Genomic DNA, 26,291 nt, shown 5'->3' with positions numbered 1-26,291 from the left:
TAATGTTTATTTATTTCCAAAATTGAGCACTGTTTCGTATTCAAGCTTTAAAATTTGTTCAAAGTACTCATTAAGCTCTTCGGTACTATTGGCTTGAAAAACCTTGCCTGAGTTAGCTGAACCACTCTGCGCACAACGTCTAAATTGTTCGAGACGAGGAGCTAGAACGTTAAAACCAATGAAATTCAACTGGATACCAAATGTGTTTGACGCTTTATCACATAGACCTGCACTGATGAGTTGATCCAAAGTGTCATTTGAATCAGCACCGTCCGTCATCAGTACCAGCTTTCGGGTTGGGCTTGTAGAAGAGCGAGAGGTAACACCCCAGTCCTTCTGCCAATTGGGAGTTAGCTGCCTAATTCCCCATATCAATCCTTGATACGATGCCGTTCCTCCCGTCACAGCCAACCTGTCAATATGATTTGCCACGACATCTAGATCTGATGTCAGCGGTAATAATGGGGAAGTCGCGCTACAATCCGCTAACCATTGATTTGGCGCTTTGAAGTCAACACTCACTTTGTCGTGGGAGGCATCTAGGTTTGATACCGTCTCGCTCGCTGAGACGTTGCCTCCTTGCTTCGTCAACCCATCAACACAAAACACGCCTGCTTGCGGTAACCAAGGAGCGTTGCTGACTGAGACTCCATCAGCGAATGGCACAACAGAGAGTTTGATATGATCTCTGCTGTTGGCTTGCGCTTGCTGGCTTTTTAACGAAGTAAGGGCATTGTTTAATATCTGCTTCAATGCCGTAATTGAGCTCGACATAGAACCAGAAATATCAAGTACCACTACCAATTCGGTTGGAGATGAGGAGACGCTAGGCTCTACCCTGACCAGTTCACTTGAATTCGCACTCGCTACAAAAGAAGTGTCAGATAAAGTCAAAGAGGTGAAGATTGAGTTTAAACGATAGCCCATCTTGACCTTGCAGCCTGAAGACATGTCGGGTTCAGCCGTCACACCAACTACTTTTGGACGATAGAAATCCAAATAGCGTTGATTCATGTTCTTGTCCGCTGTCCCTGCAAAAGCACAGGCCAAACTCGCCGCATCTACAGCTTGTGTCGCACGGTTAGATAACTGAACTTGGTAACCGATAACAATAGTCGCAGCGGCCGCCACCACCATAGGAATCAACAGAGCTAAGTAGCTTAAAGATACCGAGCCTTTCTGGCGCATTATTGGGTTATTTAGCATAGTGCCTCCCAATCAAAATTGCATTGCTAGATAGTTCGCTAGGTAAAACCAGACCATCAATCGCAAAACGAGACTCTGGATTAAACGGCTCTAAAACGCATAGGTGCAATTTTATCAAGGTCGCTTCTCTACCGTAGAAAGCACTGGAAACTTGTTGGTTAACGGGAACCAAGCTCTTGGGCTTCACTTTCGTCCCTGCCTCTTGGCATTGAGCGCCTGCGATTACTGAGTAAATCGGTACATTTGAGGTCTCATCATAGATATCTAATACAACACCCACCTTTTGGCGTTCAAAGCCTGTTGGTAGCATTCGAGTCGCAACTTCCAGCAAATTTTCAGCACTGTATTGACGGCTGTCTGGAGTCCCATTTAGGGTTCTGGAAACAGCCTCCGCTACCACAAAAGCACTGCTGTCCATGCGAGTTTGAACGTACATCAAGCGATAGATGGAGACTAAACCAAACACGATGACCATAATGCCGAGCACGACAAAGGGGAACTCGACAACCGTTGCACCTTGTTGTGATTTGATTTTAGCGGTCATAGCTCACCACAACCGTTCGCTTCAAAGTCGTCACTTCTGAAAAGGCTTCATTCAATCGCGGAACCACTAGGAAGGCGAATCGATATGAAACACTGTACTCCCCCAAAATAGCTTGTGAGGATGACACCGGAGTTTTCTGTGCCAACTGAGCGAAAGTTTTTGCGTAGCGAGGTTGACTCACTTCAATATCCTCAGAGCGCAAAAGAGGAAACTCCGCAATACGAGCCGCAAACTTTTGGTCCGCAGCATACGAAGGGCTTAGTACTCTCACTTCACGTATCGCGCTGTTTACCGCAGACTCAAAGATCATATTGACCCACAAGAATCGGGTTAACTCGAAAATCGCCAACATCAATAGCATAAAAGGCAACGCTATCATGGCGAATTCAAGAGTTTGGCTGCCTTGTTGACGTTTCATTGAGACACACCACCAAACTTGTTCGCCACACTCTGATAAAAACGAGCATTATTCTCTAGTTCTACTTGTGACAGGTCTTGCTGAGCGACCACTTTCGCTGCCTCCGCATCCCCACTCATCGCATATGACAACGCTAAATTAAGCCGTAGCTTACTGCTAGCCTCTCCCCTTTGATAAATGGGATACAGAATCCGAATACTCTGTTGAGGGTTGCCATCTAGCATCCATGCCAATGCCAAATTGTTTCTATATTCCAGACTATCTGGTTTTAATGCGAGCGCGTCAGAGAAAGCTTTTCTTGCCAATCCATATTGATGATTGAGGGAATGAGTAACCCCAAGGCTGTTTAAAGCGACATCGTCATTAGTGTCACCCTTTACCGACTTTTCAAGTGAAGATTGAGCTTGTACCAAGTTGCCGAGAGCCAAGTGCGCGCGACCAATTTCCCTCTCAAATTGATACGAAGGCGCGAGCTGATTACCCTTATTCAGATAGTGTAATGCTTCATCAAAACGAGCGGATTGATTGCATGCGGAACCGGCGAGAAACAACAGTTCAGTATCATTTGGACTGATAACCAAGCGCTGTTTATAAATTGTCAGTGCATTATCTGCATGCCCATTTAACAAGGCTGTATTGGCTAGTTTTAAATCTTCCTGCGCGCTATTGGTTTCTGGCGCAGACTGGCAACCCACTAGCAAGCCACAAAGCGCGATGGAAACAAGAGTTTTGTTCATAATTGCCCCAATGTGTCAAATAGGCTTAAGACGATTGGCGCTACGATAATGACCACAACGGGCAACATGATGAATACGACCAATGGAAAAGACATTTTGGATGGGATCTTGCCGACCCATTCTTCGAGTTCTAGCAGATGATACTGGCGACTATCGGAGGCAATAAGCTTGAGCGCCTCTGACATAGGAGTACCAAATTTAAGTGCTTGCGACATGGTAACCACCATGTTGTTCACTTCAGGTAGAGACAAGCGCTCATCGAGGTTACCTAGAGCTTGATATGGGGAATCAAGTACTGACATTTCAGTCGCAGTGAGTAACCATTCCCGTGATAGCGCCCTTGAGATAGACTCCATCTCACCGCCAACGGTTCTGAAAGTTTCCTCCAGTGGCAAACCAGAATTCACACATACCACCATCAGATCCAAAGCATCTGGCGTAATTCGTGCGATCTCTTGACGAACTATTTCCACTCGCCAGTCGAGGACCTTATCGACCGCAATACCAATCGAAATTGCAATTGCAATACCCTGCGCAAAACCTGCCGCATTCATCGCTAGCTGCTGCGAAACCATCCACACTGAGCCACCTATGAGCATGAGTGTTAAGCGCATCAGCATAAAGACCGTCTCAGCATAACTGGCTGAATAGCCGATCATTGCAAGCTTTTTCCCGCGTTTAGGGTTCGTCGCCCATCGCCATTTGTTACCTGAAGCCTTTGGAGTGGAAACTGATGTGGCAACTTTGTTCAGCCTTTGCTTTACTGCATCTCTTTGCGATGCATAGAAATAGCTTGAAATGGCTCCGATAACTCCCATGAGCACCAAGCCAATCCCCAACATAGGTATCATGAAAACCTCCGGTTTTTAGTCAGCGCTTGGAGGAGAGCAGCTCCAATTAAAATACTGATGCCGCAGTAAATTAGAACCGCTTGTCCGCTTTCTGTATCAATCAATAGCGAGAACAAAGATGGGTCCATCCAGGCAACAACGCCAAGTAAAGCAAACGGAAGAATCGACAAAAATCGAGCCGTCATACGAGGCTCTGAAGTCAAACTTTTTACTTTTTTCTGCATAGCACGATTGTCGTGCAAAGTGCGGCTTAGGCTATGCAGGATATCTCTCAGTTGACCACCATTACTTTGGTTGAGAATCAAAGCGACCGAAAAATAGCGAAATGCTTTATATGGAAGGCGTGCGCACGCCTCATCAAGCGTACTGCGTAGGCTACGCCCCAAGGAAAGCTGATCCTGAATTAGCAGAAATTCACGGCCAAGTAATCCTGACTGAGACTGAGCAACTTGTTCAATCGCTTGAGGAACAGACAGTCCCGCAGAAACAGCACGACTGATTAAGCCAAGTACTTGCGTTATATCGCGCTCAAATTCTTCTGACTGCTGACGCTTACGAACAATGTACAGAGCGCAACACGCCAACAATCCAGCGGTAAGACCGCTGATTATCCGCCAAGACCAAGCAATCTCTGTAACGAAATACAAGCTCAGACATGGTAAAGCGATCATACCAAGAGTAAGGACGAGCTTATCGCCTCTGGAAAACAAGGCATCCAAACGGGCAAACAAACTTCTCACAATGCCTTTAGACGTTGCTTTCTTTATGATCGAAAGTTCAGCGTCATGCCTTGGGGATAACGCCACCGAATCGACCCGCTGCTTAACCACTTTCTTGAGCGAGTGTTGACGCAACAAGTACAAGATCGCTAACAGAAAGAAAACGACAGCAAAAACTAAAACCTGAATCATTAATCCAGCTCCATAGCACTGCGAAGTTGTGGCTCCAACTGGTAATAGCTTGCTTTGTCGGCAAATCCTGGCACGGTTTTGGCGCTTTGGAATTGACCAAATAGGTTACCTTGAACATCTTCGCCTTGTGAGACATAACGATAGAGGTCTTGGGTAACGTACTGCTCACCTTCTAACCCAAGAATTTCAGTAATGGCAACCACGCGACGTTTACCATCTCGCATTCGCTCCACCTGAACAACAATGTCGATCGTATCTGCCACCTGACGACGCAATGCGAATAGCGGAAGGCTAGACTGCGCCATCATCAGCATATTCTCGATTCGAACCAGAGCATCTGTTGGTGAATTAGCATGCAAGGTAGACAAAGAACCATCGTGGCCAGTGTTCATTGCTTGCATCATTTCGAACGCTTCATCACCGCGGACCTCACCTAGAATGATTCGATCTGGTCGCATACGCAGCGCATTTTTCACTAACTCTCTCTGACCTATAGCAGGTAAACCCTCTGCATTGGCAGGGCGAGTTTCTGCACGAACAACATGTGGCTGCTGCAACTTAAGCTCTGCTGCATCCTCAATTGTGACAATACGTTCATTAGGCGAGATGCTAAAAGAAAGCGCATTGAGCAAGGTAGTTTTACCAGCACCCGTTCCACCAGCGACCAGTACGTTCAAGCGGCTACGGACAACGACATCAAGCAACTTAACCATTCCTTGCGACATCGCGCCGTTTTCAGCCAATTGATTCAAAGACATTTTGTCTTGGCTAAATTTACGGATGGAAATGTAAGTACCATCGAGTGCCAGAGGAGGTATCATGACGTTGACACGGCTACCATCTTCCAAGCGAGCATCAACCAAGGGTGACGTTTCATCAATTCTACGACCAATTTTTCCTACTATACGTCGAGCTAGATTGAGCAGCTGTTCTTCACTACGAAATACCACGTTGGTTTTTTGTAGTTTGCCTAACTTCTCAACATACACTTCGCGATAACCATTGACCATAATATCGGTGACGACAGGGTCATCGATTAAAGGTTGTAGCGGCCCTAGACCGCGCAACTCATCAACAAGCTGCTTCACTACCAGAGAAACATCTCGATGTCCCAGTGGTAGCTGATCCGTAGCAACAATCTCGTTCACGAGCATATGGATTCGGCCTTCAAGCTCTTTCGCTGAAAGCTTTACCACCACACTCGCCTCAATGGCATTGACGACCTGAGCATGAATGCTCTGATAATGCTCGCGTACGGGGTCCGTTGCTTTCTCTTGCACCACACTACTTAGCGTATGATTCGAAGGCGTTTTGACTCTAGAATGACCAAACATTACGCACCTCTTCGCCAGAAGCGAGGTTTAGCGACGGCAACTTGCCCAGAAGCAAGATCAGCCAGCTGCGCGAAAGCACGATTTACTTTGCGGTTACCTTTCAAAGACGATTGACCAAGCGCGCCTTTAGCAAGGAAATGTGTCGGAGCAAATGGCATAACCACGTCCACACCAAATCCAAGCGCTCGCTGAATGTCATGACAAGAGATAAGCGACGCTTTATCTGATTTAGTGTGGTTCGCCACTACAATATTGGTTTTACCAGACTGCGGCTGCTGTGAACTTTCTAGGGCAGAAAGGATTTGACCAGCATTTCGTATCGACGCCAGTGTCGGCTCAACTACAATAACCCTAACATCCGCATGTGCTAAGGAACTGAAACCAATCTGGTCACGCAGAGAGAACGATGGAAGGTCTAGAATAAGCTTGTCACTGTGCGATAAGCAGAACTTGCGAAAATGATCTAATGCACTTTTCTCAGGCCAAAACGGACTCACATCAAGAGGTAAATAACCAGTAAATAAGCTTATTCCTTTCCCAACTTGAATCGCGCTGCGTTCATAAACAACCGGCTCTAAACGCTCTGGGAATTGCAGCATCTCTACTAGAGCGGTATTGCCTTGAACATCAAACTGCAAGTCAAGGTCACCGGTAGAAAAGTCCATATCCGCAACCGATATGGTGTCTCCTCTTTGGTGCAATTCTCGGGCAAGGTTAGCAGCAATGGTTGAGGCTCCAACGCCTCCTTTAGAACCGACCACAGAGATAACTTGGCCTTTACTCTCTTCTTGAAAAGAAGTCTGAAAGTCAACGTTATTTAGTGCACCAGCTTCTACGGGATTTAACACATATTCTTGTGCCCCTGCTTTCACCACTGTTCGATAAAATGCAATTTGTTCATTACTGCCAATGGCAACAATATGACATCCAGTACGAACTTTGAGCGTATGAATCATAGCTTGCGCCTGCTCTAACGGCTGTTCAATGATATCTAAGGCAATGACTTTAAAGGCATGCTTAACAACCTGTTTGACGATTTCCTCTTCATTAATCGCCACGCTAGTCAAAGAGGTGATGCCCTGCTCCGCAAAAGCGGTGCTTAGAGCGTACGAGTCCAATAACGGGGAAGCCGCGACTAATACAGAGATATTTTGCTTTTGCATATTAGTTAGTTCCAAACGCAGACGGTAAAGTTTGCTGAGTATCTTCAGCCCCATTGGTGGAAGGTGGTGCGATATAGCTGTCGATCGCCGATACAGCCTTAGCACCATTGCTTGGACCGAGCTCTTCGCCAACAATGAGGTCTTTCGGATTTGCTACCATTTGCGCGAGTGCAGTTTGGTTAGCACAACCGAAGGATGGGTGTGTTTTAAACTGGTTTAAAAAGGTATTGCTGTATTTTTGAGGCTGACATTTCGGCACTTTGGCACGGAAAGACTCGACAAAAATTTGAATGTCACCCACTTTGGATTGTTCAATATGCGCTTGTTCTATATTGCTCAGCGACACCCCTTGCAATGCAAGGGTATTGACGAGGCGTGACGCTTGAGCTTGCCCCTTCTTGGTGTGGCTAACCACTTTCGCCCTTAGTGCATACGGCGTTCCCTTACGCTCAATAAAAGTACTTACATCTTGTCGCTGCTGCGAAGACAGAGCATTGCCTTTTAAATTGAGCGTTAGCTTATTGGTTACCGGGACAACATTAATTGTTGGCTCACGCTCAATAGGCGCAGAACTACAGCCACCTAAGATGATCAGAGCGGGAATTAAATACTTCATCATTCTCATAATTACCTCAGTAGTAGAATCCATTGTCACCGAGTAGGCGAGGTTTGCGGTTGTCTGTGTAAGTATTGCTATCTTTCACTTTTCTACCCTTAGGGCGAGGGATTGCCAGTAGACGTTCTAGATCGCTAAGTGGAACGATATTGTCAGTCGGCAATGGTAGAGAATCATTTCGCACAGGCTCTACTAGGTATGCTGTCGCAATAATGATCAGTTCGGTTTCACGACGTTGATATTCGGTAGAACGGAACAATCCTCCAAGCACAGGGATATTGGAAACACCCGGTAACTTCTGAATTTGGTCTATTTCGTGACTTTGTAGTAGTCCACCGAGAGCAAAGCTTTGTCCGCTCGCCAATTCAATCGTGGTAGAAGCTCTTCGTGAGGTGAACGATGGATAAAAGTTCCCATTCAAACTTGTCTGATTTTCGACAGCCACACTGCTCACTTCAGGTGAAACTTTAAGACTGATGCGATCTGGACCTAACACAACCGGAGTAAAGTTTAAATTGACACCAAAAGGTTTGTACTCAACTGTCGCTGTATCACCCTGAATCAATGGAATGGGTATTTCACCACCCACTAAGAAACTCGCATCTTCACCTGACATAGCGGTTAGGTTCGGCTCGGCTAAGATAGACATAGTGCCATCTGATGCTAGGGCATCGACCAATGCACTTAATGTCGGTTTGCCCCAACTGCTTACATCCCATGGTTTGGTGTAAAGAAAGCTTCCGACACCTTGACCTACAGAGCCCCACTTAATACCTAATTTGTTCGAAACGTTACGCGACACTTCAGCAATGCGAACACGGATATTCACTTGAGTGGGCATTGTTACGACTAACTGGTTTACCAGCTCGTCTTCTTTGTTGCTCTCGTTTGAACTGTTTTTGCTTGAGCTAGATGTACTCGTTGTAGAGTTGTTCGACTTTTCCTGCTGAGGGGCGACTGTCGGTGACAGATAACTTTTAGCCACACTCACAATGCTATGAGCCATTACCGGTGTTGGTACAGAACCTTTTAGCCATAGTTTTCCACCCAAAGATTCTGAGTGAACTGAGGCTTGTGGAAACTGCTCTTGAATTAACGCATCAAGCTCTTTGGTGTCATGTACTACTCTTACTTTGTTGCTATAAATCACGCGTTCTTGAGCATTCAGAATAGTGATTGTTGCCGTCCCCGCCTCTTTGCCAAAAACCATGATCTTGGTATCTGTCATTGGCTGATAGTCAGCAATATGGGTATTTGAAATAAAGATCGATTTCGCGTCTTGCGAAAGATTAATCATCTTTGCTTCATTGATATTCACATCTAGGGCCGCAGCCAAAGAAGATACAGAGAAAAATAGGCTAGGAAGTAGCAATAAGCTCGACCAACGCACAAACTTGTTCATAGTTTCGATTCCTACCACTACTAGTTACTTTTGACTGAATTGGGTCTGAGCTGAATAAGACCAACATCCGGTTCAACCTGCTGGCTGTCAGGGTTGATCAGTTTTGAAGTCACAGTGAAGGGCTGCTCTAGCGCCGAATCCACTTCATCAGCCCCGCGTAGCGATAGCGTCAACTTGCCTATTTGGTTGGCTAAAACGATTTGAGTAGCCTGCTCTGGCGTTACCTCAAGAGATACAGAGCTGTTATCAGGCAAATCTGCCCCGTAGGAACTGCGCTGCTTTTGAAAATCTTCCGAACTGGATAATTCATTAAACGCCAAGACTCTCACGTCCTTTGCGATAGTGGTAACGTATAAACCTTGAACTAGGTTATCGTATTTTTTTAACTCGCTAACCTGAGAGCCAAGCATCAAGATATCGACTTTATCTCCAGGCTGAACGAAACCAGAGTTAGCGGTCACTTCATCAACAGGTACTGAAATTGCGCGATAGCCAGAACGCACGTTGTATGCCATGGAAACGCCACCTTCGGGACGAATTAGGTCTGCTGAAGACATCACCTGGCCCGACTTAATCGCAATATGTGCGATACCCGCTTTTATCGACAGTCGCGAAAACTGCTCCTCGGTGATGTAATCTAAGTAGTTAGTTAGCTCTTGCTCTGAGATCTCTTTCCACTTAAACATATTAAGAGTAAATGGCTGACCAACACGAATTGACTGTTTAGCGATCAGTACCTTAGTAAATTGTTCACTTGAACTTTGCGGCTGAGGTGCAACACTATTGGCTTGCCCGAGCAGTAGTATTGCGATACCTACCACCGACAAGACCAAAGACAACACCATTAGACGTTTTGCTGTCATGCTAATTCCTATAGAGCAGGCGAGTTACTCGCCTGAGTCCTGTGTTTTCTCTAATGATTCAATAACGGTTTCGTAAGCACCTGTGATGGCTTTGGTTAGCTTCCCATCACTACCGCCAACAAGCGAAAGTAAAACTACCGACATAGCTGCTGCTAAAATTGCATATTCAATCGCGGCTGCACCGCGTTGTTTTTTCTTATTAAGCATGAATAGACTCCTGAAATAAGAGATTCAGCCTCCCGAAAGAGGCTGGATTAATTGTTATAGTTAGAAATTGTTAGTGTTATTTTGAGATAAAGCGGAATAGGTATTTGTCATTAGAGCCCTTGTAACCCTTCTGAGACTCGCTAGACTCCATATCAAATCGTTCAACGTTGCTGTAACTCGTTGAGCCATCAGTCACGTACATATCATTGTCATAGTAAGAGCTGCTGGTAGGATTGTAATAAGGGAATACAGTCGAGTTATTTGGTACCAAACCTAGCATATTGTCAGTCGACGGCAGCACCCAGTTAGATTTGCCACATGTTCTTTGCGAATTGAAATTTGCAAGTTCAGTAACGATCTGGTCGTAGGTTTTGTATCGCTCACTTGGTGTCGCGTTTTGGAAGATCTGCCAAATCTCACCAGTACGCGGGTTTTTAGCACATTTTGCAGAAAGCCTATCGCTGGCAACTGAACCGTCAGCGGCAATAAACTCCCAAGCTATGATATCTTCCCGCATTAAACGAGCTATTGTCACAAAAGCATCGTAGCCGTCGCCCGCTACCGGGAATGAACGTAGCTCCGGTCGCTCACTTGTGTTCGCAAATACGTAAGTATTCTGTTTAGAAGAACTTGATGATGAGCTCGTCCAGTAATAGAAGCGTGTACCTCCACGAGAGTACGTTTTATCGTACTCTGGTAACAGGCCTTTATGATTAGGGAATACACGCACATCAATGGTTTTACTCGCCCCTTTCAAGTCGACAACCGACGCGGTCTCTAGCGACTTTATCTGATTTGGGTGCGGTAATTTCCAATCATTAAAACCACAGAGATTGGTGCTGTTTGTCTGTTCTAGCACGCCTCCAGAACCCAATACACTTGGAAGATCTGCTCCAGAAGCATTGTAAACAACCTCATCTTTACTACCTGGAGTGCCATATCGTAGCAATGTCCAAACTCGTTTAGCTCCCACTAACTTTGTATCAAGTACACAGCGCCACCCTTGTTGATAAGTAGCCGCTTTTGGTAGGTAGCGACCTAGCAAATCTAACTTGGCAAATTGTCCATCAATTAGAGCGTCTGCTTGCGATACGACATAACCATTACTATGGGCTCGATTCAAACCATCTTTGGCAGTGGTATGCAATGTATCTAAGTTATTAAGCGCAAGCGTAGAATCTAACTGCGACAGCAATCCATTAATGTTAGAAATCAGAGTTGAAAATTGGCTATCAATCTGACTCAATGCATTGTTCAGTGATAGCTTCAGTGCACTGGCAAGCATGTTGTCGTTTTCGACATCAAACAACGCAGAATAAAACGCAAGAGTTGCTTGGTGAATATCACTACCTGAATTAGCAGCAACCAGCGCAGATTGCGCCGAACTCATGGAGTCCGCGTGAATCTGTATGCTTGCTAATTTTCCTGCAACTAAAGTAGCTTCCACATACCCTAATAATGCGAGATTATTCTTGCTTAGTTGATCAAATTTGTTTTGGAACTCTGATACTTTCGAAATATAGTCAACACTTTGCGCATCTGTACGAGCTTGAGCCATTTGCGCATTGAATGCCAACTCATCTAGTCTCTCTTTTTGCTGTGACTTTTGCGTTGCCCAACTAGCTGCTAGTGACTGTAAACTTTGCAGTTTCAAATTCGCTTCACTATGCAAGGTAGAATAACTCTTTTGTTTATTCTGATTCGATGCTAACCAAAGTGTTAAGAATGATTCAGCCTGCTTTAACTCATTAGATTGTTGAGATAAAAAGCTATTCATCGTTGACATTTTTGAAGTAACGTCACCCAACAACACTGAACCACTTGCTAGCTGCCATTTAACAAACGGGTATTTACTCGTATATTCGGAAGTATCTTTCACGCCGTTTTTATAAGCGATTGCAGTACCCGATTCATCAACCCACGTAATTTGATAGTCACTAATCAAATACGATCGCGCAAAGCTAGGTAATGTATCTCGCTTTCGTCTGGTTAACGGAACAGCTTCCGCAGATAGAGGCAATTTCCAATGTTTGATACCACAAGCCGTAAACTCGGATACTTTTGTAAATACATCTTCACCTTTCGAGGGTGACATTTTGACCCAAAATATGGGTTCGCCTTGTCCCTGAACATCATATTCCGCGATGCAGTTGGTGTGATAGCTATTCCAGCCATGATACAAACTGTAACCAACGGCCTGATTCCAGCTTGCCATCGGTACGTACTGAATAGGCCCAAATTGTCCAGTTAGTGACGTTGCCCATAAAATACTTCCCGAAGCATTATCTTTGCCTGTGATAGCGTTCTTCTTGATACGAAGACCAACATTACTTTTGTCGTATGCTCTAGGTCCAATAAACTGGGGATTGCTCGTTACCGCGTTCCAAGTAGCTCCTTGATCAACGGTAAATTCGTAATGTTCGGGTCTGTTATAATTTTCACCACTATTGACGTAATCCCAGCCAATCATATTGGGTGCTACAGAATTGTTCGCTACCTTAATTTCTCCATTGCTAGGAGCGGGAAGCAAGGGTGTTTCCGTAAATGGCAGTGGGTTAGAAGCAGCCGCACCTGCTGGCATACCATTTTGAGAATTGGCGCGAACACGAATCTGAACAGCACCGTTTGATTTAGCGATATCACCAACAACAATTGGCTTAGCGAGTACCGGCGTCCAATTGGAACCGGAATCTGCTGACCATTCATAATTTGCTAATTCACTAAAACCAGCGACGTTGGTCCAATCTAGCGTATTAGCATTATCATCCACCACTAGGCTTGTTGGTGCAGACGGCTTATCTGGTTGCTTAGTGAATGCGGATTGGTTTGACAACGCGGCACCTGCCGGACGCCCATTGACTGGGTTAGCTTTTACACGTACCTGTATACTGTTTATTGCATAGATACGATCTTGCAATGTAACTGGCTTACTCGCTACAGGAGTCCAATCACCAGATCCAATGCTGACTTCATAACCAGCCGCAGTCTCGAAGCCCGCAACCCAACTCCAATCGAATGTGTTAGCAGCATCATTAACAATCCCACCAGTTGGTGCCATAGGAGCATTTGGCGTCACCGTATACAGTTTGTTATTGCAAAGTAAACTGCCCGCAGTGTTGCTTGCATTTGCTTTTACGCGAACACAAACTTTGCCAACATTGTAGTTATTGTCAGGAATCGATAAAGGGTTAGTCGTAACAGCTTGGAAGCTCTGGCCGCCATCAATAGACAACTCATACAGGTTTGGCTGATCGTAACCGGCAACTACCGTCCATCCAAACTGGTTGTTGGCATCGTCTACTAGAGGCAGTGTTGGAGCTGCGGGTTTGTCTAGTACTTTGGTGAAAGCTTGAGTAATAAGCAGCTCTGCCCCAGCAGGACGACCATCTATCGGGTTCGCTTTTACACGTACTCGAATAGTATTAGCATTGAGATTAACGTTACCCACGACGTAAGGGTTAGAGATCAATTCCTGCCAGCCTGAACCAAGGTTTATCTCGTAATTTTTTAAGACATCAAATCCCGTCACGAATTGAATCTCGAACTGATCCGAGTCGTCATTGGCACGCACCAGCGACGGCGCACGCGGTGAAGCAGGCGTTACCGTCATGGGTTGCGTCGATTTAGTGCTTAAACCTGTTGGACGAGCAGAACTAAAATCTTCGCGTACACGGAGTTTAAGATCCCCAGCAGCAATGGCGACATCCGCAAGCTTTTGAGGTTTTGTATTTACAAGCAGCCATGTACCACCACCATCAAGCGTGTATTCGTAGTCGCTGACCTGCGAGAATCCTGCTGAGTGTTGCCAGTCAAAAGTATTTTCCGCATCGTTTACAACTAAATTTGAAGGCGCAGGTGGAACTCGAGTTTCTGTAAATGCTTTAGCTGACTTCAGCGGCTTACCTGCTGCAATGAATTTAGCGGTTTTTGCTGCAACTCGAACCTGAACCGCACCTTTATCAATTGCAGTGGTACCGACTGAAATTGGCTTTTGTGTCACCTTGATCCAGTTAATGCCGTTGTCCAATGAATATTCGTAGTCAGAGAGCGATACAAAAGGCTTAACTAACGACCAATCAAAGGTATCTGCAGAATCATCCACTACGCCTTTTTTCGGGGCACGTGGAACGGTAGTAACAACGTCTCCCTTAATATCATCGTGGCCGATTTTTAGGTCATCACGGTAATCGCTTGCTAACTGTTCTAAAGCTTGTTCTGTGTTCTGAGCACCATGGGATAAGTTATCTGTACGCTGCTTCATTGCTACGACATCTAAGTTTGCTAATCGATTCATTGAACCTTTGCGAGCAAACTCTTCTGTAACTCCACCATCTTTCGAAGCGTTTTGTGCAGACTGAATGACTCGGGTAATACCGCGCGCAAGCATATGGATCTGTTGACTTTCTGAGCTAGAACCAGAGACGTAGTCAGATTTCAGCACGTCTTCTGAAACGTTAAGATCGGCGGCAAGTGTGCGAGCAGCCTCATCAAAGCTTTCCCCTGTAAGGTCTGCCATACTTGCAATCATCGAAGTCATTGGGCTGACAACATCCGAGTGAGTCACAGGTGATTCAAGAGTAAAGTCTTTAGTAATCGTCTGATTAGGGTTGTCTAAATCAATGGTTTTGTTAGCAATAGCTTCAACTAAAACTCGGTAGCCTTGGGGGCTGCCTTCCACTGGTAATTCATACTTACCTTGAGAGTCCGTCTGAACAATGTTTCCATCACCGCTATCACAGATTGAGTTCTTGTTCTTATCTAGGCATACGTTGGCATTTACAAGATATCCATCCATAACGACACCTGTTAGGCGGTTACTTGCTGATGGTTCAACCGATGGTGATAATTTACTGTCAGGTTCACTTCCCCCACCACATCCGATAAGGGCAACCGAAATGGCTCCTGCCCCAAGCTTTTTGACCAGTACTCCCACCGCTCGAACTCCGAATTTATAAAACAATCACAAAAATGAGCGGGAATATTAATTTAAATGATATTTATTATCAATATCATTTGATCTTTTATTTTGTGTAGTGATTAAATAGTAGAGATAAATACTAGGTATATTAGAAATAGATAAAATAATTGGTTAAATATGCTCAAAAAACACACAGTATGCAATTTGGCACTCAGTATATCGAGCGCCCTTTTGCTCTCCGCATGCGGTGGTGGTTCTGGTGATTCCGGTTCCTCAGCAACAACAGCAAATGTCTACAGTTACTCCGGCTTAGCTCAGTGCGCAGACACTGACGCAGATGGCGTATGTAGTCCTTTAGAACAGCAAATTTCCTATAGTGGGAATTACGCTAGAATCGTCAATGATAATGGAGCGATCTTAACGGCTCATAAGACCTCAGAACTAGTGTCGCCATTTACCACTTTAATCTACAGTGAAGTGCTGTTTAACCCAGCGTTAAAAGGCGACCCAACCAGTGCAGCAACTTATCTTCAGACCGCTCTCGGAGACAAGTTAGGGGTTAACTTTGCCAGCGCGGGAACCACTCATGGTCCTAAGCAACAAACAGAGACGTTGCTCAAATCCTTACGCCAAGCGCAAACTCAAGGACAGCACGATCCGATGGTGAACATCGCCCATGCTGTTGATGTTATGATTGCGAATCAAACGCTTGATTTATCAGGATTCGATCTTAGATCTCAACCGAATAGACATGTTTCGTTTGGTAGTCAGCTAATCGTTCATGGATCGCAAGCAGACTCTGCTTTAGTCGGAGCGAAATCCGTCGCTTTCAACCCTGCAAACAACAAAATTGTCTATGTTGACGCAACTGATAACGTTAAGCAGATCGATATCACTAACTCAAACCGTGCTGTACTCGCAACGCGTACGATTGATTCGTACTCCTCCGCCTCTTCAGATGATGACGATGATGATGATGACGATCATAAACACGGCGGAAGTATTCTTGACCTGTTAGGCTACCAGCCGAAAGCTCACCAATTGACACAAGTTGTGCCTGCACTAAATAGTGTTCAATCTTACAAGCTGTACCAACCTAAAACAGGTTCAGCGGGTATGCGTAGCACAGTATGTGACGCGACAGGTTCAAGTGGAATTTTCTTAACTAGTTTACGAGACAAATCAGTCCAGTCTCGCTCCCTAACAATACAAAAAGTCGATGCTTACGCTAGTGCTTCAGGAAGTGTAATTCCTCCAGTCCCAAAACCGACGCCTGTAAACCCTGACGCAAATTTATCGGCTAAACGTTGCTTCAATGATAACTTCAACTGGATTAAGCCACTCTATTCCCAAAAAGCAGTCATTGCTGAACTTGATGATGGTTTTAGTACCCAAGATTATTTGCGTCGTCTAAATGCCGATACGCTGGCAATGGAGAGTCAGAGTTTCACCCTCAGCTCTACACAAAACCTCGTAGTTCCCTCACTGGATGAGACAGAATTGTTGGTCGTGGACGATGGAGGTAGCGCTAACGCTGTGCTGTTGAATTCGCAGACCCTAACACTAACAAACCCTAGTACAATTGGGGTGAATAATGCTTCGGCTGCTGCGTTCGCGGTAGGGAATCAACTGGTGTTTGGCTTGAAGAACAATAAGATTGTATGGGTTGAAAAAACCGCAGCCGCCAATCAGTTAAAATCCATTGATGTCGACGGAACAGTGCGCATGCTCAAGTCCTCACCAAATGGAAAGTTTTCAGCGGCAATTACAAGTAGCTCGTTATATATTTTGAACAACAATTCACGTAGTACAGTCAAAAAGATTTCAATATCAGGCAATGACGTAAAAGAACTGATAGTGCTTAACAGCAAAGCTGTCGCAGTTAAAAATAATGGTTTGGATTACGTCCAGTTTGGCAATATCTCTGGACCAAAACTCAAGGTAGCCGCGCAATTAATCACTAACTCTCTCAAAGACGAATGGGCGAATACCCCTGGGATGACCTGGAATACTTCAAACTTCGGTTACATCCTTGAAAAGACAGGGGTTGATCAGCAGATAGCCAACCAATTTGATAACATTGAAGTCACTTGGTTACCTGCTGGTGTATCTCAAGCAAGCAACGTAACTGGTGCTAACATTAGCGGCTTAGATAGAGGTCAATGGATCACTTTAAGTAAAACGATGTAGTTGTAGAAAAAAGCAGCACCAGAAAACCGTTCGTGGGGGTCAGGAGCATGTTGTCAGGTGCTGCTTAGTTTTACCAATTCATCAATTGCAAAAGGCTGAATAGTGCCAGTCGTTCGATGAAACAAGATCCCTCTTCAAGCTTAGAGCGATAGTAAACACTGAGTTGAGATTCCAGTTTGTCTTTTTTCATCACTTCCTCCTCTTTGCCACCTATTTTGCGACTTTATGAGGAAGGTAAAAACTGTCAATCTAGGTTAATTTCATTCCCCATAAAGACATCAATCTGTCAATAAATGGCAAAAAAGAGTAGCAAACTGACAAAACTAGGAACAAAATCAATAAACAGATTTCTGGTTTGATGAGTATTTTTTGTGTCTGACTTAAATTTATTGCGTTATTACAGCCGTTTGGTCCCACTTGGTGTTGGCGTCGAGCATAAAACAACATTGCCAATCGTTGCCGATTCGCTATTTACCACCTCCCGTCACGCACGCAACTTGCTTAATCAAATGCTTGATTTGTCTTGGTTATCTTGGATTCCAAAAGCTGGACGTAATCAAAGATCTACGTTGATCCTTCACCTTCACCTAGACGAACTTAAAGCACAGCTGGCTTCAAAACGAATCCTAGAAGGTAAATATGAAAAGGCGCTGTCGATACTGGATGACGACGAAGTGGCGTTTGGACGATTGCTACAAAGTACCTCTGGCGCAACAATACGTGAAGGTTTGCTGCATATTCAGCTCACCTACAAACGCCCTTTTGAACGCATTGTGCCACATCAACTCCAGCGCTCCAGCGAGCGCTATCTGCTAAGGCAAATCTATTGCTGTTTAGTATCGAGTGCTGCCAATGGAAACCTAGAGCCACAGCTTGCTCACCATTGGCGCTATGATGAGTCTAAACTTGAATGGAGCTTTTACCTGCGCCCAGGATTAACCTTTCACAATGGTGAAGCGATCAGTGGTGAGTCGATAGTAAATCTGTTTAAAAAGCTCACAACCTTGGCTGATTATCAGAGCGAGTTAAACCATCTCATCGACGTCTACACACCTTCGCCAAACAAGATTGTTTTTAAGCTTTCTAAACCTGACCTCGGCTTTGGTGGCTTGATTTCAGGCGTTAAGTATTCCATTCAGCCCATCTCGCAAATCAGTGAGGCACCAATCAAGCAAGTCATTGGTTGTGGGCCATTTGAAGTGACCGAACACTCTGAGAGCAAACTCTGTTTACAAGCCTTTGAGCGCTACTACGCTTGCCGCGCGTTAACTGACCAAGTTACGATTTGGCACCTTGACGAATCTGAACTGCAAAACAAGCAAATTCAGACCAATCAGCCAGGAGCTCAAGCAAGTTCAGACTGTAATTACTACGTTTCTCACGCCGTAAGTAAGCACTTAGACCGCAATGTTCAACAAAGCCGTACCGAAGATGGCTGTATGTTTGTGCTCTTTAACCAATGCGGAGAAACGGTATTAGATGACAATCAACGCCGCTTTCTGTCTACTTATTTAACACCGCACAAGGTGTTTAATTACCTAAAGCAGCACAACCTACTTTTCGGCTGTGAAGTTGCGCAAAACCTGCTGCCGATGTGGCACAAGATCACCCGCCCTGAGATGCCCGAGGCTGCCCTGCCTAAACGGCTGACTATCGCTATCTATGATTACAGCTCGTTGCGAAACTGCGCTTTAGCGGTGAAATACCTGCTGGAGCAATATGGTGTGGAAGTGGTGATTAACAGCTATAGCTATCGCCAGCTGACGAATCTGGCGGAATCTGGTCAGCTTCAAGAGTCTGTCATCATTACCAATATCAATCTTGATGACAATCGACACGCCTCCGCATTTAACAGCCTTTACCATAATCCGATTATCCAACGCTGTATTGGAGAACAATCGAAGACATGGCTTCTAGATAGGCTAAATCACCTGCGTTCGGAGACAGAACTACCGGATTACCTCGATGCTCTCGAACCTATTGCTTCCGCGTTGATCAATCAGTTTTGGCTCTCTCCCCTGTTCCACCATAGACAGACATTGCGCTTTCAAGGAGTGCTTAAAGACGTTGCCCTCACCAACTGGGGGTGGCCTGATATCAAAAATGTCTGGTCTGCCGATTAGTGTGATTTTTATCGCACAGCGTTAATCCTTCGAACTCAAAACATAAAACCCTCTCTTAGCTCTTTCTGGCCATGAATTTCCGTGACAACAGTGCGGTTTTTAACTGACAAATGTTTTATTTTTGTCACAAAAAACATCAACACTGGTTCACAGAGTCAACATATTAATTTGAACTCTAAATATCATTTCGCTATTTTTATAACGTATTCATTAAAAAGGAAATTACAATGAAACTAAAAACGGCTGCATTACTAACCCTAAGCGCAACCGCTTTCCATGCCCAAGCTGAAGAGTGTGGCAAGGTAACAATCGCTGATATGAACTGGAATTCCGCCACAGTGATTGCCAACGTAGATAAGTTTATTCTTGAGCACGGCTACGGCTGTGACGCTGAACTAATCCCGGGCGATACTATGCCAACGGGTACATCAATGATCGAAAAGGGCCAGCCAGACGTGGCACCTGAACTTTGGAGCAATAGCCTGAAAGATGCCTTGGATAAGGGCGTTGCAGAAAAGCGTCTTCGTTACGCGGGTAAATCGCTCGTCGATGGTGGTGAAGAAGGATTTTGGGTTCCTGCCTATCTCGTTAAGCAATATCCTGAAATAGCAACAATTGAAGGTGTTAAGAAGCACGCGAAGTTGTTTGAGCACCCTGAAGATCCTGATCACTCAGCCTTCTACAGCTGTCCAGCTGGTTGGAACTGCCAAATCAGTGCAGGTAACCTATTTAAAGCTCTAGGTTTAGAAGGCTCTGGCTTTACCATTGTTGACCCAGGCTCAAGTGCTGGTCTATCTGGTGCAATAGCAAAAGCGTATGAGCGTGAAGAAGCTTGGTTCGGTTACTACTGGGCTCCAACTGCTGTTCTCGGTAAATATGAAATGGTCAAAGTGGACTTCGGCAGTGGCGTAAACGAAAAAGAGTTCGTCGGCTGTACTACACAGGCTGAATGTGAAGCGCCTAAACCAACCATGTACCCGCCTTCACCTGTACACACAATTACCACTGAAGAGTTTGCTAGCCGCGCACCACAAGCTTATGACTATTTCACTAAGCGTGGCTTTAGCAACGCAGATATGAACCAACTTCTTGCTTGGATGGAAGATAACCAAGCAGATGGCGAAGAGGCGATGTTCCACTTCCTAGAAGAGTACCCACAAATTTGGCAAGCATGGGTACCTCAAGATGTGGCAAACAAAGTGAAACAAGCACTTTAAGCCGATAAGAAACCTATAGCGCCGTTAGGCACTATGCTTTAGATGTACTCCTTCGCTACAAGGGTAGCGAAGGAGAATAAAAGGAACTTATTGATGTCTAATGACAGCTGGTTCAACAGCTTTCCCGAAATGGAACGCTCTGATCTAAGAGCAATCCGCAAAACCCTCGATGGTGCATATCGAGATTTCTCACGAGAATATGGCGACCTTATTGAATCCTTCTTCGACCCTCTACTCTCCTTTCTAATCTGGTTTGAAAAGTTATTAATTTCAACGCCCTGGATGATTGTCTTGGCGGTATGTACCGGCCTTGTCTACGCAGCTAGCCGCTCTTGGAAATTGGCTGTTGGGTGCTTTGTTTCTTTGATCCTTATTGGCTACTTTGGCATGTGGGAAGACACAATGCGCACCTTGAGCATTATCACCGTCTGTACCATGCTCTCGATAGTGTTGGGTATTCCGATTGGTATTGCCATGGCGCGATCGAATCGTGTTCAGTCGGTCGTTACGCCAATGCTCGATGTGATGCAAACCATGCCAGCCTTCGTTTACTTGATTCCGGTCGTGATGCTGCTCGGTATTGGTAAAATCCCAGGCCTTATCGCGGTTGTCATTTACGCCATACCGCCTGTCATTCGCTTAACTAATCTAGGCATACGCTTGGTCGATAAAGAAGTGCTCGAAGCTGCCACCGCTTTTGGCGCTAGCGCTAAGCAACGACTGTTTGGTGTGCAACTTCCGCTCGCCATGCCCACCATTATGGCGGGAATCAACCAAACCATTATGATGGCGCTTTCTATGGTAGTTATCGCATCAATGATTGGTGTTAAAGGACTAGGTCAGCCTGTACTTAAATCGATCACTAACCAGTACTTCACGCTTGGTTTACTCAACGGCTTCGCAATAGTCGCACTAGCGATACTGTTTGATAGAGCCTCTCAAGCTTACGCGAAACGCACACAGGCTCATTTAGGAGATCTAAAACATGACTAAACCACTTATTGAGATCAGTGGCTTATATAAGGTTTTTGGTCAAAAGCCTAAGTCAGTGATGGAGCGCGTTAAACAAGGTGACAGCAAGGATAAAGTCTTAGCAGAAACTGGGCATACCGTTGGTCTGAAGGAAATTAACCTGCAGATCAATCAAGGTGAGATTTTTGTCATCATGGGTCTATCTGGTTCGGGTAAATCAACCTTGATTCGCCACTTCAACCGCCTAATCGATCCCACCGAAGGTCAGATTCTGGTTGAAGGTACAGATGTCATGAAACTGAGCCAAAAAGAGCTTGAAGAATTTCGTCGTCATAAGATGTCGATGGTCTTTCAGCGCTTTGGTTTATTGCCTCATCGCACAGTGGTCGACAATGTCGCTTATGGACTGGAAATTCAGAATATTGAAAAATCTCAACGGCTACAAAAAGCCAACCAATGGCTCGATACAGTCGGTTTGAAAGGTTATGAGAACCAGTATCCTTCACAACTTTCCGGCGGCCAACAACAGCGTGTCGGCTTGGCTCGTGCACTCTGTACTGATGCGGAAATTTTGTTAATGGATGAAGCTTTTTCTGCCCTCGACCCGCTGATCCGAAGCGAGATGCAAGATCAGTTAATCGAACTGCAAGAGAAGCTACACAAAACCATTATCTTCATTACGCACGACTTAGATGAAGCACTTCGTCTTGGTGACCGTATCGCCATTCTTAAAGATGGCGAACTTGTCCAGCAAGGCACACCCGATGAGATTTTGCTTCACCCTGCCGATGATTATGTTGAAGCCTTCGTTAAAGATGTCAACCGAGCGCGAGCACTAACGGTTGAAACCGTCATGAATCCGCCAGCATACCGAATTACAGCAAACACGATTCAGGAAGCGATTGCTCAAATGAAGGGCTTTAAGCAAGATTATGCTTACCACGTTACCGAGGATGGCTATCAAGGCGTATTAACCAAAGAAGGCCTGCTCGATGCGGCTAAAGACACGGCTAAGGAAGAGACCATTAAAGAGGAGTTCTATGAAGAAGTTCCTGCTATTTCTCCAGATGCCGCGATTGAAGAAGTATTGGTCGATACCATGTCTTGTGATTACTCACTACCCGTTGTCGATGAAGACGGTAACTTGCAAGGTGAGTTAGAACGAAGCGCGGTGGCTGAAATATTCTCTGACAGCTCAGAGGAGGAAACATCACCAGCCCCAAAGTTGGATAAAGCCTCTTAGCTTCGGACAAAACAAAAACGCCACTTACAATCAATGTAAGTGGCGTTTTTATTTCAACTTCTTAGTCTACGGCTCGTAGTTCGGGTTCATCAGTGAATAGCGGTATTCTTGGTCAGCCTTACCTTCCGCAATCATTTGCAGCAAAACCAATCCGGTAGTACTAACACCACATTTGATATCACAAGGCTCGTTGTAATCAAGTTCAACTGGCAATGAAGAGTGACTAGCAACCAAAGGGATATTGCTCTCTTCTGGGGCCACTAATATATCCGCCTCTTCAGCGGCTGGTAGCGAAAACAGAAACAATTCCTTTTGTGCATCAGCGGCAGACGCCACCTTTGTTGCTGACAGTAGTACAACACCTAGCAGCGCAAATGTATTCAGTTTCATAATTCAGCCAAGTTTATAAATTCAACTGTATTATAGCTTTCGACTATCTATCAGCAACTAAAAAAGCTCCCGAAGGAGCTTTTGTGAATGCTTAAAAAGCCGCGCAATTTATTTGTTGTTACGACGCGCTTCCACAGCATCAGCAAGTCGGCGTAGGACTTTTTCAGTATCGTCCCAACCAATACACGCATCTGTGATTGACTGGCCGTAAGTTGGAGCTTGGCCATCAACCAGATCTTGACGACCTTCCACTAGGTGAGATTCAATCATCACACCGAAGATAGCCTGTTCGCCACCAGCAAGCTGACCTGCAACATCTTCAGCAACAACCATCTGACGCTGATATTGCTTAGAGCTGTTTGCGTGACTGAAATCGATCATAACTTTTTGCGGTAGACCTGATGCTTCTAGCTCTTGCTTGATAGAACCAACATGGTCAGCGCTGTAGTTTGGCTCTTTACCACCACGAAGAATGATATGACAGTCTGGGTTACCCGCTGTCTCAATGATTGCAGAGTGACCATATTTAGTTACAGACAAGAAATGGTGCGAAGCACTTGCGCTGCGGATTGCATCTGACGCAATCTTAATGTTGCCGTCGGTACCATTCTTAAAACCAACTGGGCAAGAAATACCTGAAGCAAGCTCACGGTGAACCTGAGATTCGGTCGTACGCGCGCCAATTGCACCCCAGCTAATCAAATCTGCCACATACTGTGGAGTGATCATATCTAGGAATTCACTTGCCGTTGGCATACCCATGTCTGTTAGATCGAGTAGCAGTTTACGACCCATGCGCAGACCATCGTTGATCTTAAATGTATCATTTAGGTATGGGTCATTAATTAGACCTTTCCAACCCACCGTTGTACGTGGTTTTTCAAAGTAAACACGCATGACAACTTCTAGGCGATCACCCAACTCATCACGCAGTACCTTAAGACGCTTGCCATATTCGATTGCCGCTTCTGGGTCATGAATAGAACAAGGGCCGATGATCACAAGTAGACGATCATCTTCACCTTTTAAAATATTTGAAATGGCTTCACGAGAACGAAACGTAGTCGAAGAAGCAGATTCTGTTGCAGGAAACTTCTCTAAAACTGCAACTGGTGGTAATAACTCTTTGGATTTGTTAATTCGTACATCATCTGTTTGAAACATTGCTACTTCTTCCTATTACTCTTGGTTGAACGCATCACCGAAAGTGAGTGGTGAAAAAACGTTCACGCTTTCTTGTTCCTGTTCTGTGTAACTTATCTATCAAAAACCAAGGTTGCAACCACTAATTTCAATAAAAGGCAATATTTCCACCATTTTTACATTTTACATGACATGTAAATAATTAATTACACCCTTATAAATAGGGAGCTAGAGAAGAATTTTGCCCTCGTTTTTTATACCACCAGATGCATTATCAGTCTGATATTGCTAAGGTATTAATACAATAACAAAATCAGCAGATCAGGCATGAACGCCATAGAATTTACAAATGTCAGCAAGTGGTATGGTCAGTTCCAAGCACTCAAAGAAATAAATCTCAGCGTACGAAAAGGCGAAATTTTAGTCGTTTGTGGCCCTTCGGGATCCGGCAAATCAACCCTTATCCGAACCATAAACGGATTAGAAACGCTAGACCAAGGGGAAATAACGGTTTTAGGCCAACTCAATTCAACCCTAGCAGCGGGCAAGGTGGGAATGGTGTTTCAACACTTTAATCTCTTTCCGCACCTCACTGTGCTAGAAAACTTAACACTCTCTCCCATACGCACACTCGGGCTGACTAAAAAAGAGGCGACTCAGCGCGCGTTACAGTTCTTAAAGCGAGTCAATATTGAAGAACAAGCCAACAAATACCCAGTGCAACTCTCTGGGGGGCAACAGCAACGCGTCGCTATCGCCCGTTCACTGTGTATGCAGCCAGAAATATTGCTCTTTGATGAGCCGACTTCCGCCCTCGATCCAGAAACTATTCAAGAAGTGTTAGATGTCATGGTCGACTTAGCGCAAGATGGCATTACTATGATCTGCGTTACTCATGAAATGGGATTTGCCAAAAAAGTCGCAGACAGAGTGATCTTTATGGACCAAGGGCAAGTACTTGAAATGTCGACACCAGAGCAGCTGTTTTCCGCTCCGGCACATCCGAGAACGCAGCAGTTCTTAGCACAGATATTGAGCCACTAAGAATGAAGAAAATAATCCAACCTGTTGCGTCTGCCCTGCTCCAAATTACCTTGCTCATCCTAGCCCTTGCTTGGTTGCTTGATTCCGGAGCTAAAAGTATGGGGTATCAGTGGCAGTGGGAGCGTGTACCCGATTACATAGCCTTCTATGAAGATGGCGAATGGTGGCCGTCTGAGCTCATTGAAGGTTTACTCATTACCATCAAGATCTCGGCGATTAGCTTAGGATTTACGCTGCTCATTGGACTGACAACGGCGCTACTTAAGCTGTCTAACTCGTGGGTAGGACGAGGTATCGCCACAGTGTACATTGAGGCGATTCGCAATACGCCTTTGCTTGTGCAGATATACTTGCTCTACTTTGTCTTTGGCCCAGCGATTGGATTAGACCGATTTTCGACGGCCGTTCTGGCACTGTCACTCTTTCAAGGTGCCTATACCGCAGAGATCTTCCGAGGGGGGTTAAACAGCATTGCCAAAGGGCAATTTGAGGCAACGAAATCTCTCGGCCTTAGCCCATTTTACACCTACTACGACGTGATATTGCCTCAGTTGATTCAACGTACACTGCCTCCGTTAACCAATGAGGTCGTGTCTCTGATTAAGAACTCATCCATTGTCAGTGTTATGGCCATTTTCGATCTCACTACCGAGGGGCGCAATATCGTCTCGGAAACCGCTATGCCATTTGAAATCTGGTTTACTGTGGCTGCTATCTACCTCGCCTTGACGCTGACACTGTCAGGGCTTTCTGCTTGGCTAGAACATAAACTCGGCGCTAGTTGGCGCACACAATAAAG

At 45.2% G+C, this 26,291-nt stretch carries 22 protein-coding genes; 7 read left to right on the top strand and 15 right to left on the bottom strand.

Features of this window, described 5'->3' with window-relative positions; all coding sequences use genetic code 11:
- Nucleotides 1-6 precede the first annotated feature (6 nt).
- The 13 genes from AC5O63_RS06185 to AC5O63_RS06125 all read right to left on the bottom strand — a co-directional run bounded on the left by AC5O63_RS06185 (nt 7) and on the right by AC5O63_RS06125 (nt 15,185).
- Complete coding sequence (locus AC5O63_RS06185; protein WP_239854816.1) at nt 7-1,206, bottom strand: vWA domain-containing protein; 1,200 nt, start codon at nt 1,204-1,206, stop codon at nt 7-9.
- The gene (gene tadF / locus AC5O63_RS06180; protein WP_494504308.1) at nt 1,196-1,750 is read right to left on the bottom strand and encodes a tight adherence pilus pseudopilin TadF; all 555 of its coding nucleotides are present in this window, start codon (nt 1,748-1,750) and stop codon (nt 1,196-1,198) included. The genes AC5O63_RS06185 and tadF overlap by 11 nt, the downstream gene beginning before the upstream one ends.
- Nucleotides 1,740-2,168, bottom strand: a complete 429-nt coding sequence (locus AC5O63_RS06175; RefSeq protein ID WP_069668463.1) for a TadE/TadG family type IV pilus assembly protein — start codon at nt 2,166-2,168, stop codon at nt 1,740-1,742. Before AC5O63_RS06175 ends, tadF begins: the two co-directional genes overlap by 11 nt.
- Nucleotides 2,165-2,905, bottom strand: a complete 741-nt coding sequence (locus AC5O63_RS06170) for a tetratricopeptide repeat protein (protein WP_494504307.1) — start codon at nt 2,903-2,905, stop codon at nt 2,165-2,167. The genes AC5O63_RS06175 and AC5O63_RS06170 overlap by 4 nt, the downstream gene beginning before the upstream one ends.
- On the bottom strand, nt 2,902-3,756 hold the full coding sequence (locus AC5O63_RS06165) for a type II secretion system F family protein (protein ID WP_494504306.1): 855 nt from the start codon (nt 3,754-3,756) through the stop codon (nt 2,902-2,904). Before AC5O63_RS06165 ends, AC5O63_RS06170 begins: the two co-directional genes overlap by 4 nt.
- Nucleotides 3,753-4,667 (bottom strand): type II secretion system F family protein, encoded by a 915-nt coding sequence (locus tag AC5O63_RS06160; RefSeq protein ID WP_494504305.1) that lies wholly within the window; start codon nt 4,665-4,667, stop codon nt 3,753-3,755. Before AC5O63_RS06160 ends, AC5O63_RS06165 begins: the two co-directional genes overlap by 4 nt.
- Nucleotides 4,667-6,001, bottom strand: a complete 1,335-nt coding sequence (locus AC5O63_RS06155) for a TadA family conjugal transfer-associated ATPase (protein WP_494504304.1) — start codon at nt 5,999-6,001, stop codon at nt 4,667-4,669. The genes AC5O63_RS06160 and AC5O63_RS06155 overlap by 1 nt, the downstream gene beginning before the upstream one ends.
- Nucleotides 6,001-7,164, bottom strand: a complete 1,164-nt coding sequence (locus AC5O63_RS06150; protein WP_494504303.1) for a CpaE/TadZ family protein — start codon at nt 7,162-7,164, stop codon at nt 6,001-6,003. The genes AC5O63_RS06155 and AC5O63_RS06150 overlap by 1 nt, the downstream gene beginning before the upstream one ends.
- 1 nt (nt 7,165) lies before the next feature.
- Complete coding sequence (locus tag AC5O63_RS06145; RefSeq protein WP_494504302.1) at nt 7,166-7,783, bottom strand: CpaD family pilus assembly lipoprotein; 618 nt, start codon at nt 7,781-7,783, stop codon at nt 7,166-7,168.
- Between the two features lie 13 nt (nt 7,784-7,796).
- Nucleotides 7,797-9,182: a type II and III secretion system protein family protein gene (locus AC5O63_RS06140; protein WP_494504301.1), complete on the bottom strand. Its 1,386-nt coding sequence runs from the start codon at nt 9,180-9,182 to the stop codon at nt 7,797-7,799.
- A gap of 20 nt (nt 9,183-9,202) precedes the next feature.
- Nucleotides 9,203-10,045: a Flp pilus assembly protein CpaB gene (gene cpaB, locus AC5O63_RS06135; protein WP_239824859.1), complete on the bottom strand. Its 843-nt coding sequence runs from the start codon at nt 10,043-10,045 to the stop codon at nt 9,203-9,205.
- Nucleotides 10,046-10,069: 24 nt separating this feature from the next.
- Nucleotides 10,070-10,252, bottom strand: a complete 183-nt coding sequence (locus AC5O63_RS06130; RefSeq protein ID WP_004745762.1) for a Flp family type IVb pilin — start codon at nt 10,250-10,252, stop codon at nt 10,070-10,072.
- A 76-nt stretch (nt 10,253-10,328) separates the two neighbouring features.
- A complete protein-coding gene (locus AC5O63_RS06125; RefSeq protein WP_494504300.1) occupies nt 10,329-15,185 on the bottom strand; it encodes an Lcl C-terminal domain-containing protein in 4,857 nt (1,618 codons plus the stop codon).
- A gap of 189 nt (nt 15,186-15,374) precedes the next feature.
- Here AC5O63_RS06125 and AC5O63_RS06120 point away from each other — a divergent pair, with 189 nt between their 5' ends.
- The 5 genes from AC5O63_RS06120 (at nt 15,375) to AC5O63_RS06100 (ending at nt 22,915) form a co-directional block, all read left to right on the top strand.
- Nucleotides 15,375-17,360, top strand: a complete 1,986-nt coding sequence (locus AC5O63_RS06120; RefSeq protein ID WP_494504299.1) for a hypothetical protein — start codon at nt 15,375-15,377, stop codon at nt 17,358-17,360.
- Nucleotides 17,361-17,731: 371 nt separating this feature from the next.
- A complete protein-coding gene (locus AC5O63_RS06115) occupies nt 17,732-19,483 on the top strand; it encodes an SgrR family transcriptional regulator (RefSeq protein WP_494504298.1) in 1,752 nt (583 codons plus the stop codon).
- 227 nt (nt 19,484-19,710) lie between these two features.
- Entirely contained in the window at nt 19,711-20,700 is a 990-nt protein-coding gene (locus tag AC5O63_RS06110) for an ABC transporter substrate-binding protein (RefSeq protein WP_004745757.1), read from the top strand.
- 93 nt (nt 20,701-20,793) lie between these two features.
- A complete protein-coding gene (locus tag AC5O63_RS06105) occupies nt 20,794-21,693 on the top strand; it encodes an ABC transporter permease (protein WP_272787551.1) in 900 nt (299 codons plus the stop codon).
- Nucleotides 21,686-22,915 carry a quaternary amine ABC transporter ATP-binding protein gene (locus AC5O63_RS06100; RefSeq protein WP_494504297.1) on the top strand — a complete coding sequence of 410 codons (1,230 nt, stop codon included), beginning with the start codon at nt 21,686-21,688 and terminating at the stop codon, nt 22,913-22,915. The genes AC5O63_RS06105 and AC5O63_RS06100 overlap by 8 nt, the downstream gene beginning before the upstream one ends.
- A gap of 66 nt (nt 22,916-22,981) precedes the next feature.
- Here the strand turns inward: AC5O63_RS06100 and AC5O63_RS06095 are convergent, their stop codons facing one another.
- A complete protein-coding gene (locus tag AC5O63_RS06095) occupies nt 22,982-23,305 on the bottom strand; it encodes a hypothetical protein (protein WP_494504296.1) in 324 nt (107 codons plus the stop codon).
- A 108-nt stretch (nt 23,306-23,413) separates the two neighbouring features.
- A complete protein-coding gene (aroG, locus tag AC5O63_RS06090; RefSeq protein ID WP_494504295.1) occupies nt 23,414-24,469 on the bottom strand; it encodes a 3-deoxy-7-phosphoheptulonate synthase AroG in 1,056 nt (351 codons plus the stop codon).
- Nucleotides 24,470-24,775: 306 nt separating this feature from the next.
- On the opposite strand from aroG, the gene AC5O63_RS06085 reads away from it, so the two are divergent.
- Together AC5O63_RS06085 and AC5O63_RS06080 are read left to right on the top strand one after the other, a co-directional pair.
- On the top strand, nt 24,776-25,492 hold the full coding sequence (locus AC5O63_RS06085; RefSeq protein WP_494504294.1) for an amino acid ABC transporter ATP-binding protein: 717 nt from the start codon (nt 24,776-24,778) through the stop codon (nt 25,490-25,492).
- Nucleotides 25,493-25,494: 2 nt separating this feature from the next.
- Nucleotides 25,495-26,289: an amino acid ABC transporter permease gene (locus AC5O63_RS06080; RefSeq protein WP_494504293.1), complete on the top strand. Its 795-nt coding sequence runs from the start codon at nt 25,495-25,497 to the stop codon at nt 26,287-26,289.
- Nucleotides 26,290-26,291 lie beyond the last annotated feature (2 nt).

The organism is Vibrio sp. SCP2, from assembly GCF_059295395.1.
This window is presented reverse-complemented; position numbering and strand designations above follow the sequence as displayed.

What these genes read in the sequence shown, in the direction of transcription:
- AC5O63_RS06165 (WP_494504306.1), bottom strand. Translation starts at nt 3,756, where the DNA reads ATGATACCTATGTTGGGGATTGGCTTGGTGCTCATGGGAGTTATCGGA.
- tadF (WP_494504308.1), bottom strand. Translation starts at nt 1,750, where the DNA reads ATGACCGCTAAAATCAAATCACAACAAGGTGCAACGGTTGTCGAGTTC.
- AC5O63_RS06155 (WP_494504304.1), bottom strand. Translation starts at nt 6,001, where the DNA reads ATGTTTGGTCATTCTAGAGTCAAAACGCCTTCGAATCATACGCTAAGT.
- AC5O63_RS06080 (WP_494504293.1), top strand. Translation starts at nt 25,495, where the DNA reads ATGAAGAAAATAATCCAACCTGTTGCGTCTGCCCTGCTCCAAATTACC.
- AC5O63_RS06145 (WP_494504302.1), bottom strand. Translation starts at nt 7,783, where the DNA reads ATGATGAAGTATTTAATTCCCGCTCTGATCATCTTAGGTGGCTGTAGT.
- AC5O63_RS06110 (WP_004745757.1), top strand. Translation starts at nt 19,711, where the DNA reads ATGAAACTAAAAACGGCTGCATTACTAACCCTAAGCGCAACCGCTTTC.
- AC5O63_RS06150 (WP_494504303.1), bottom strand. Translation starts at nt 7,164, where the DNA reads ATGCAAAAGCAAAATATCTCTGTATTAGTCGCGGCTTCCCCGTTATTG.
- AC5O63_RS06185 (WP_239854816.1), bottom strand. Translation starts at nt 1,206, where the DNA reads ATGCTAAATAACCCAATAATGCGCCAGAAAGGCTCGGTATCTTTAAGC.
- AC5O63_RS06100 (WP_494504297.1), top strand. Translation starts at nt 21,686, where the DNA reads ATGACTAAACCACTTATTGAGATCAGTGGCTTATATAAGGTTTTTGGT.
- aroG (WP_494504295.1), bottom strand. Translation starts at nt 24,469, where the DNA reads ATGTTTCAAACAGATGATGTACGAATTAACAAATCCAAAGAGTTATTA.
- AC5O63_RS06095 (WP_494504296.1), bottom strand. Translation starts at nt 23,305, where the DNA reads ATGAAACTGAATACATTTGCGCTGCTAGGTGTTGTACTACTGTCAGCA.
- AC5O63_RS06130 (WP_004745762.1), bottom strand. Translation starts at nt 10,252, where the DNA reads ATGCTTAATAAGAAAAAACAACGCGGTGCAGCCGCGATTGAATATGCA.
- AC5O63_RS06140 (WP_494504301.1), bottom strand. Translation starts at nt 9,182, where the DNA reads ATGAACAAGTTTGTGCGTTGGTCGAGCTTATTGCTACTTCCTAGCCTA.
- AC5O63_RS06170 (WP_494504307.1), bottom strand. Translation starts at nt 2,905, where the DNA reads ATGAACAAAACTCTTGTTTCCATCGCGCTTTGTGGCTTGCTAGTGGGT.
- AC5O63_RS06085 (WP_494504294.1), top strand. Translation starts at nt 24,776, where the DNA reads ATGAACGCCATAGAATTTACAAATGTCAGCAAGTGGTATGGTCAGTTC.
- AC5O63_RS06105 (WP_272787551.1), top strand. Translation starts at nt 20,794, where the DNA reads ATGTCTAATGACAGCTGGTTCAACAGCTTTCCCGAAATGGAACGCTCT.
- AC5O63_RS06175 (WP_069668463.1), bottom strand. Translation starts at nt 2,168, where the DNA reads ATGAAACGTCAACAAGGCAGCCAAACTCTTGAATTCGCCATGATAGCG.
- AC5O63_RS06160 (WP_494504305.1), bottom strand. Translation starts at nt 4,667, where the DNA reads ATGATTCAGGTTTTAGTTTTTGCTGTCGTTTTCTTTCTGTTAGCGATC.
- cpaB (WP_239824859.1), bottom strand. Translation starts at nt 10,045, where the DNA reads ATGACAGCAAAACGTCTAATGGTGTTGTCTTTGGTCTTGTCGGTGGTA.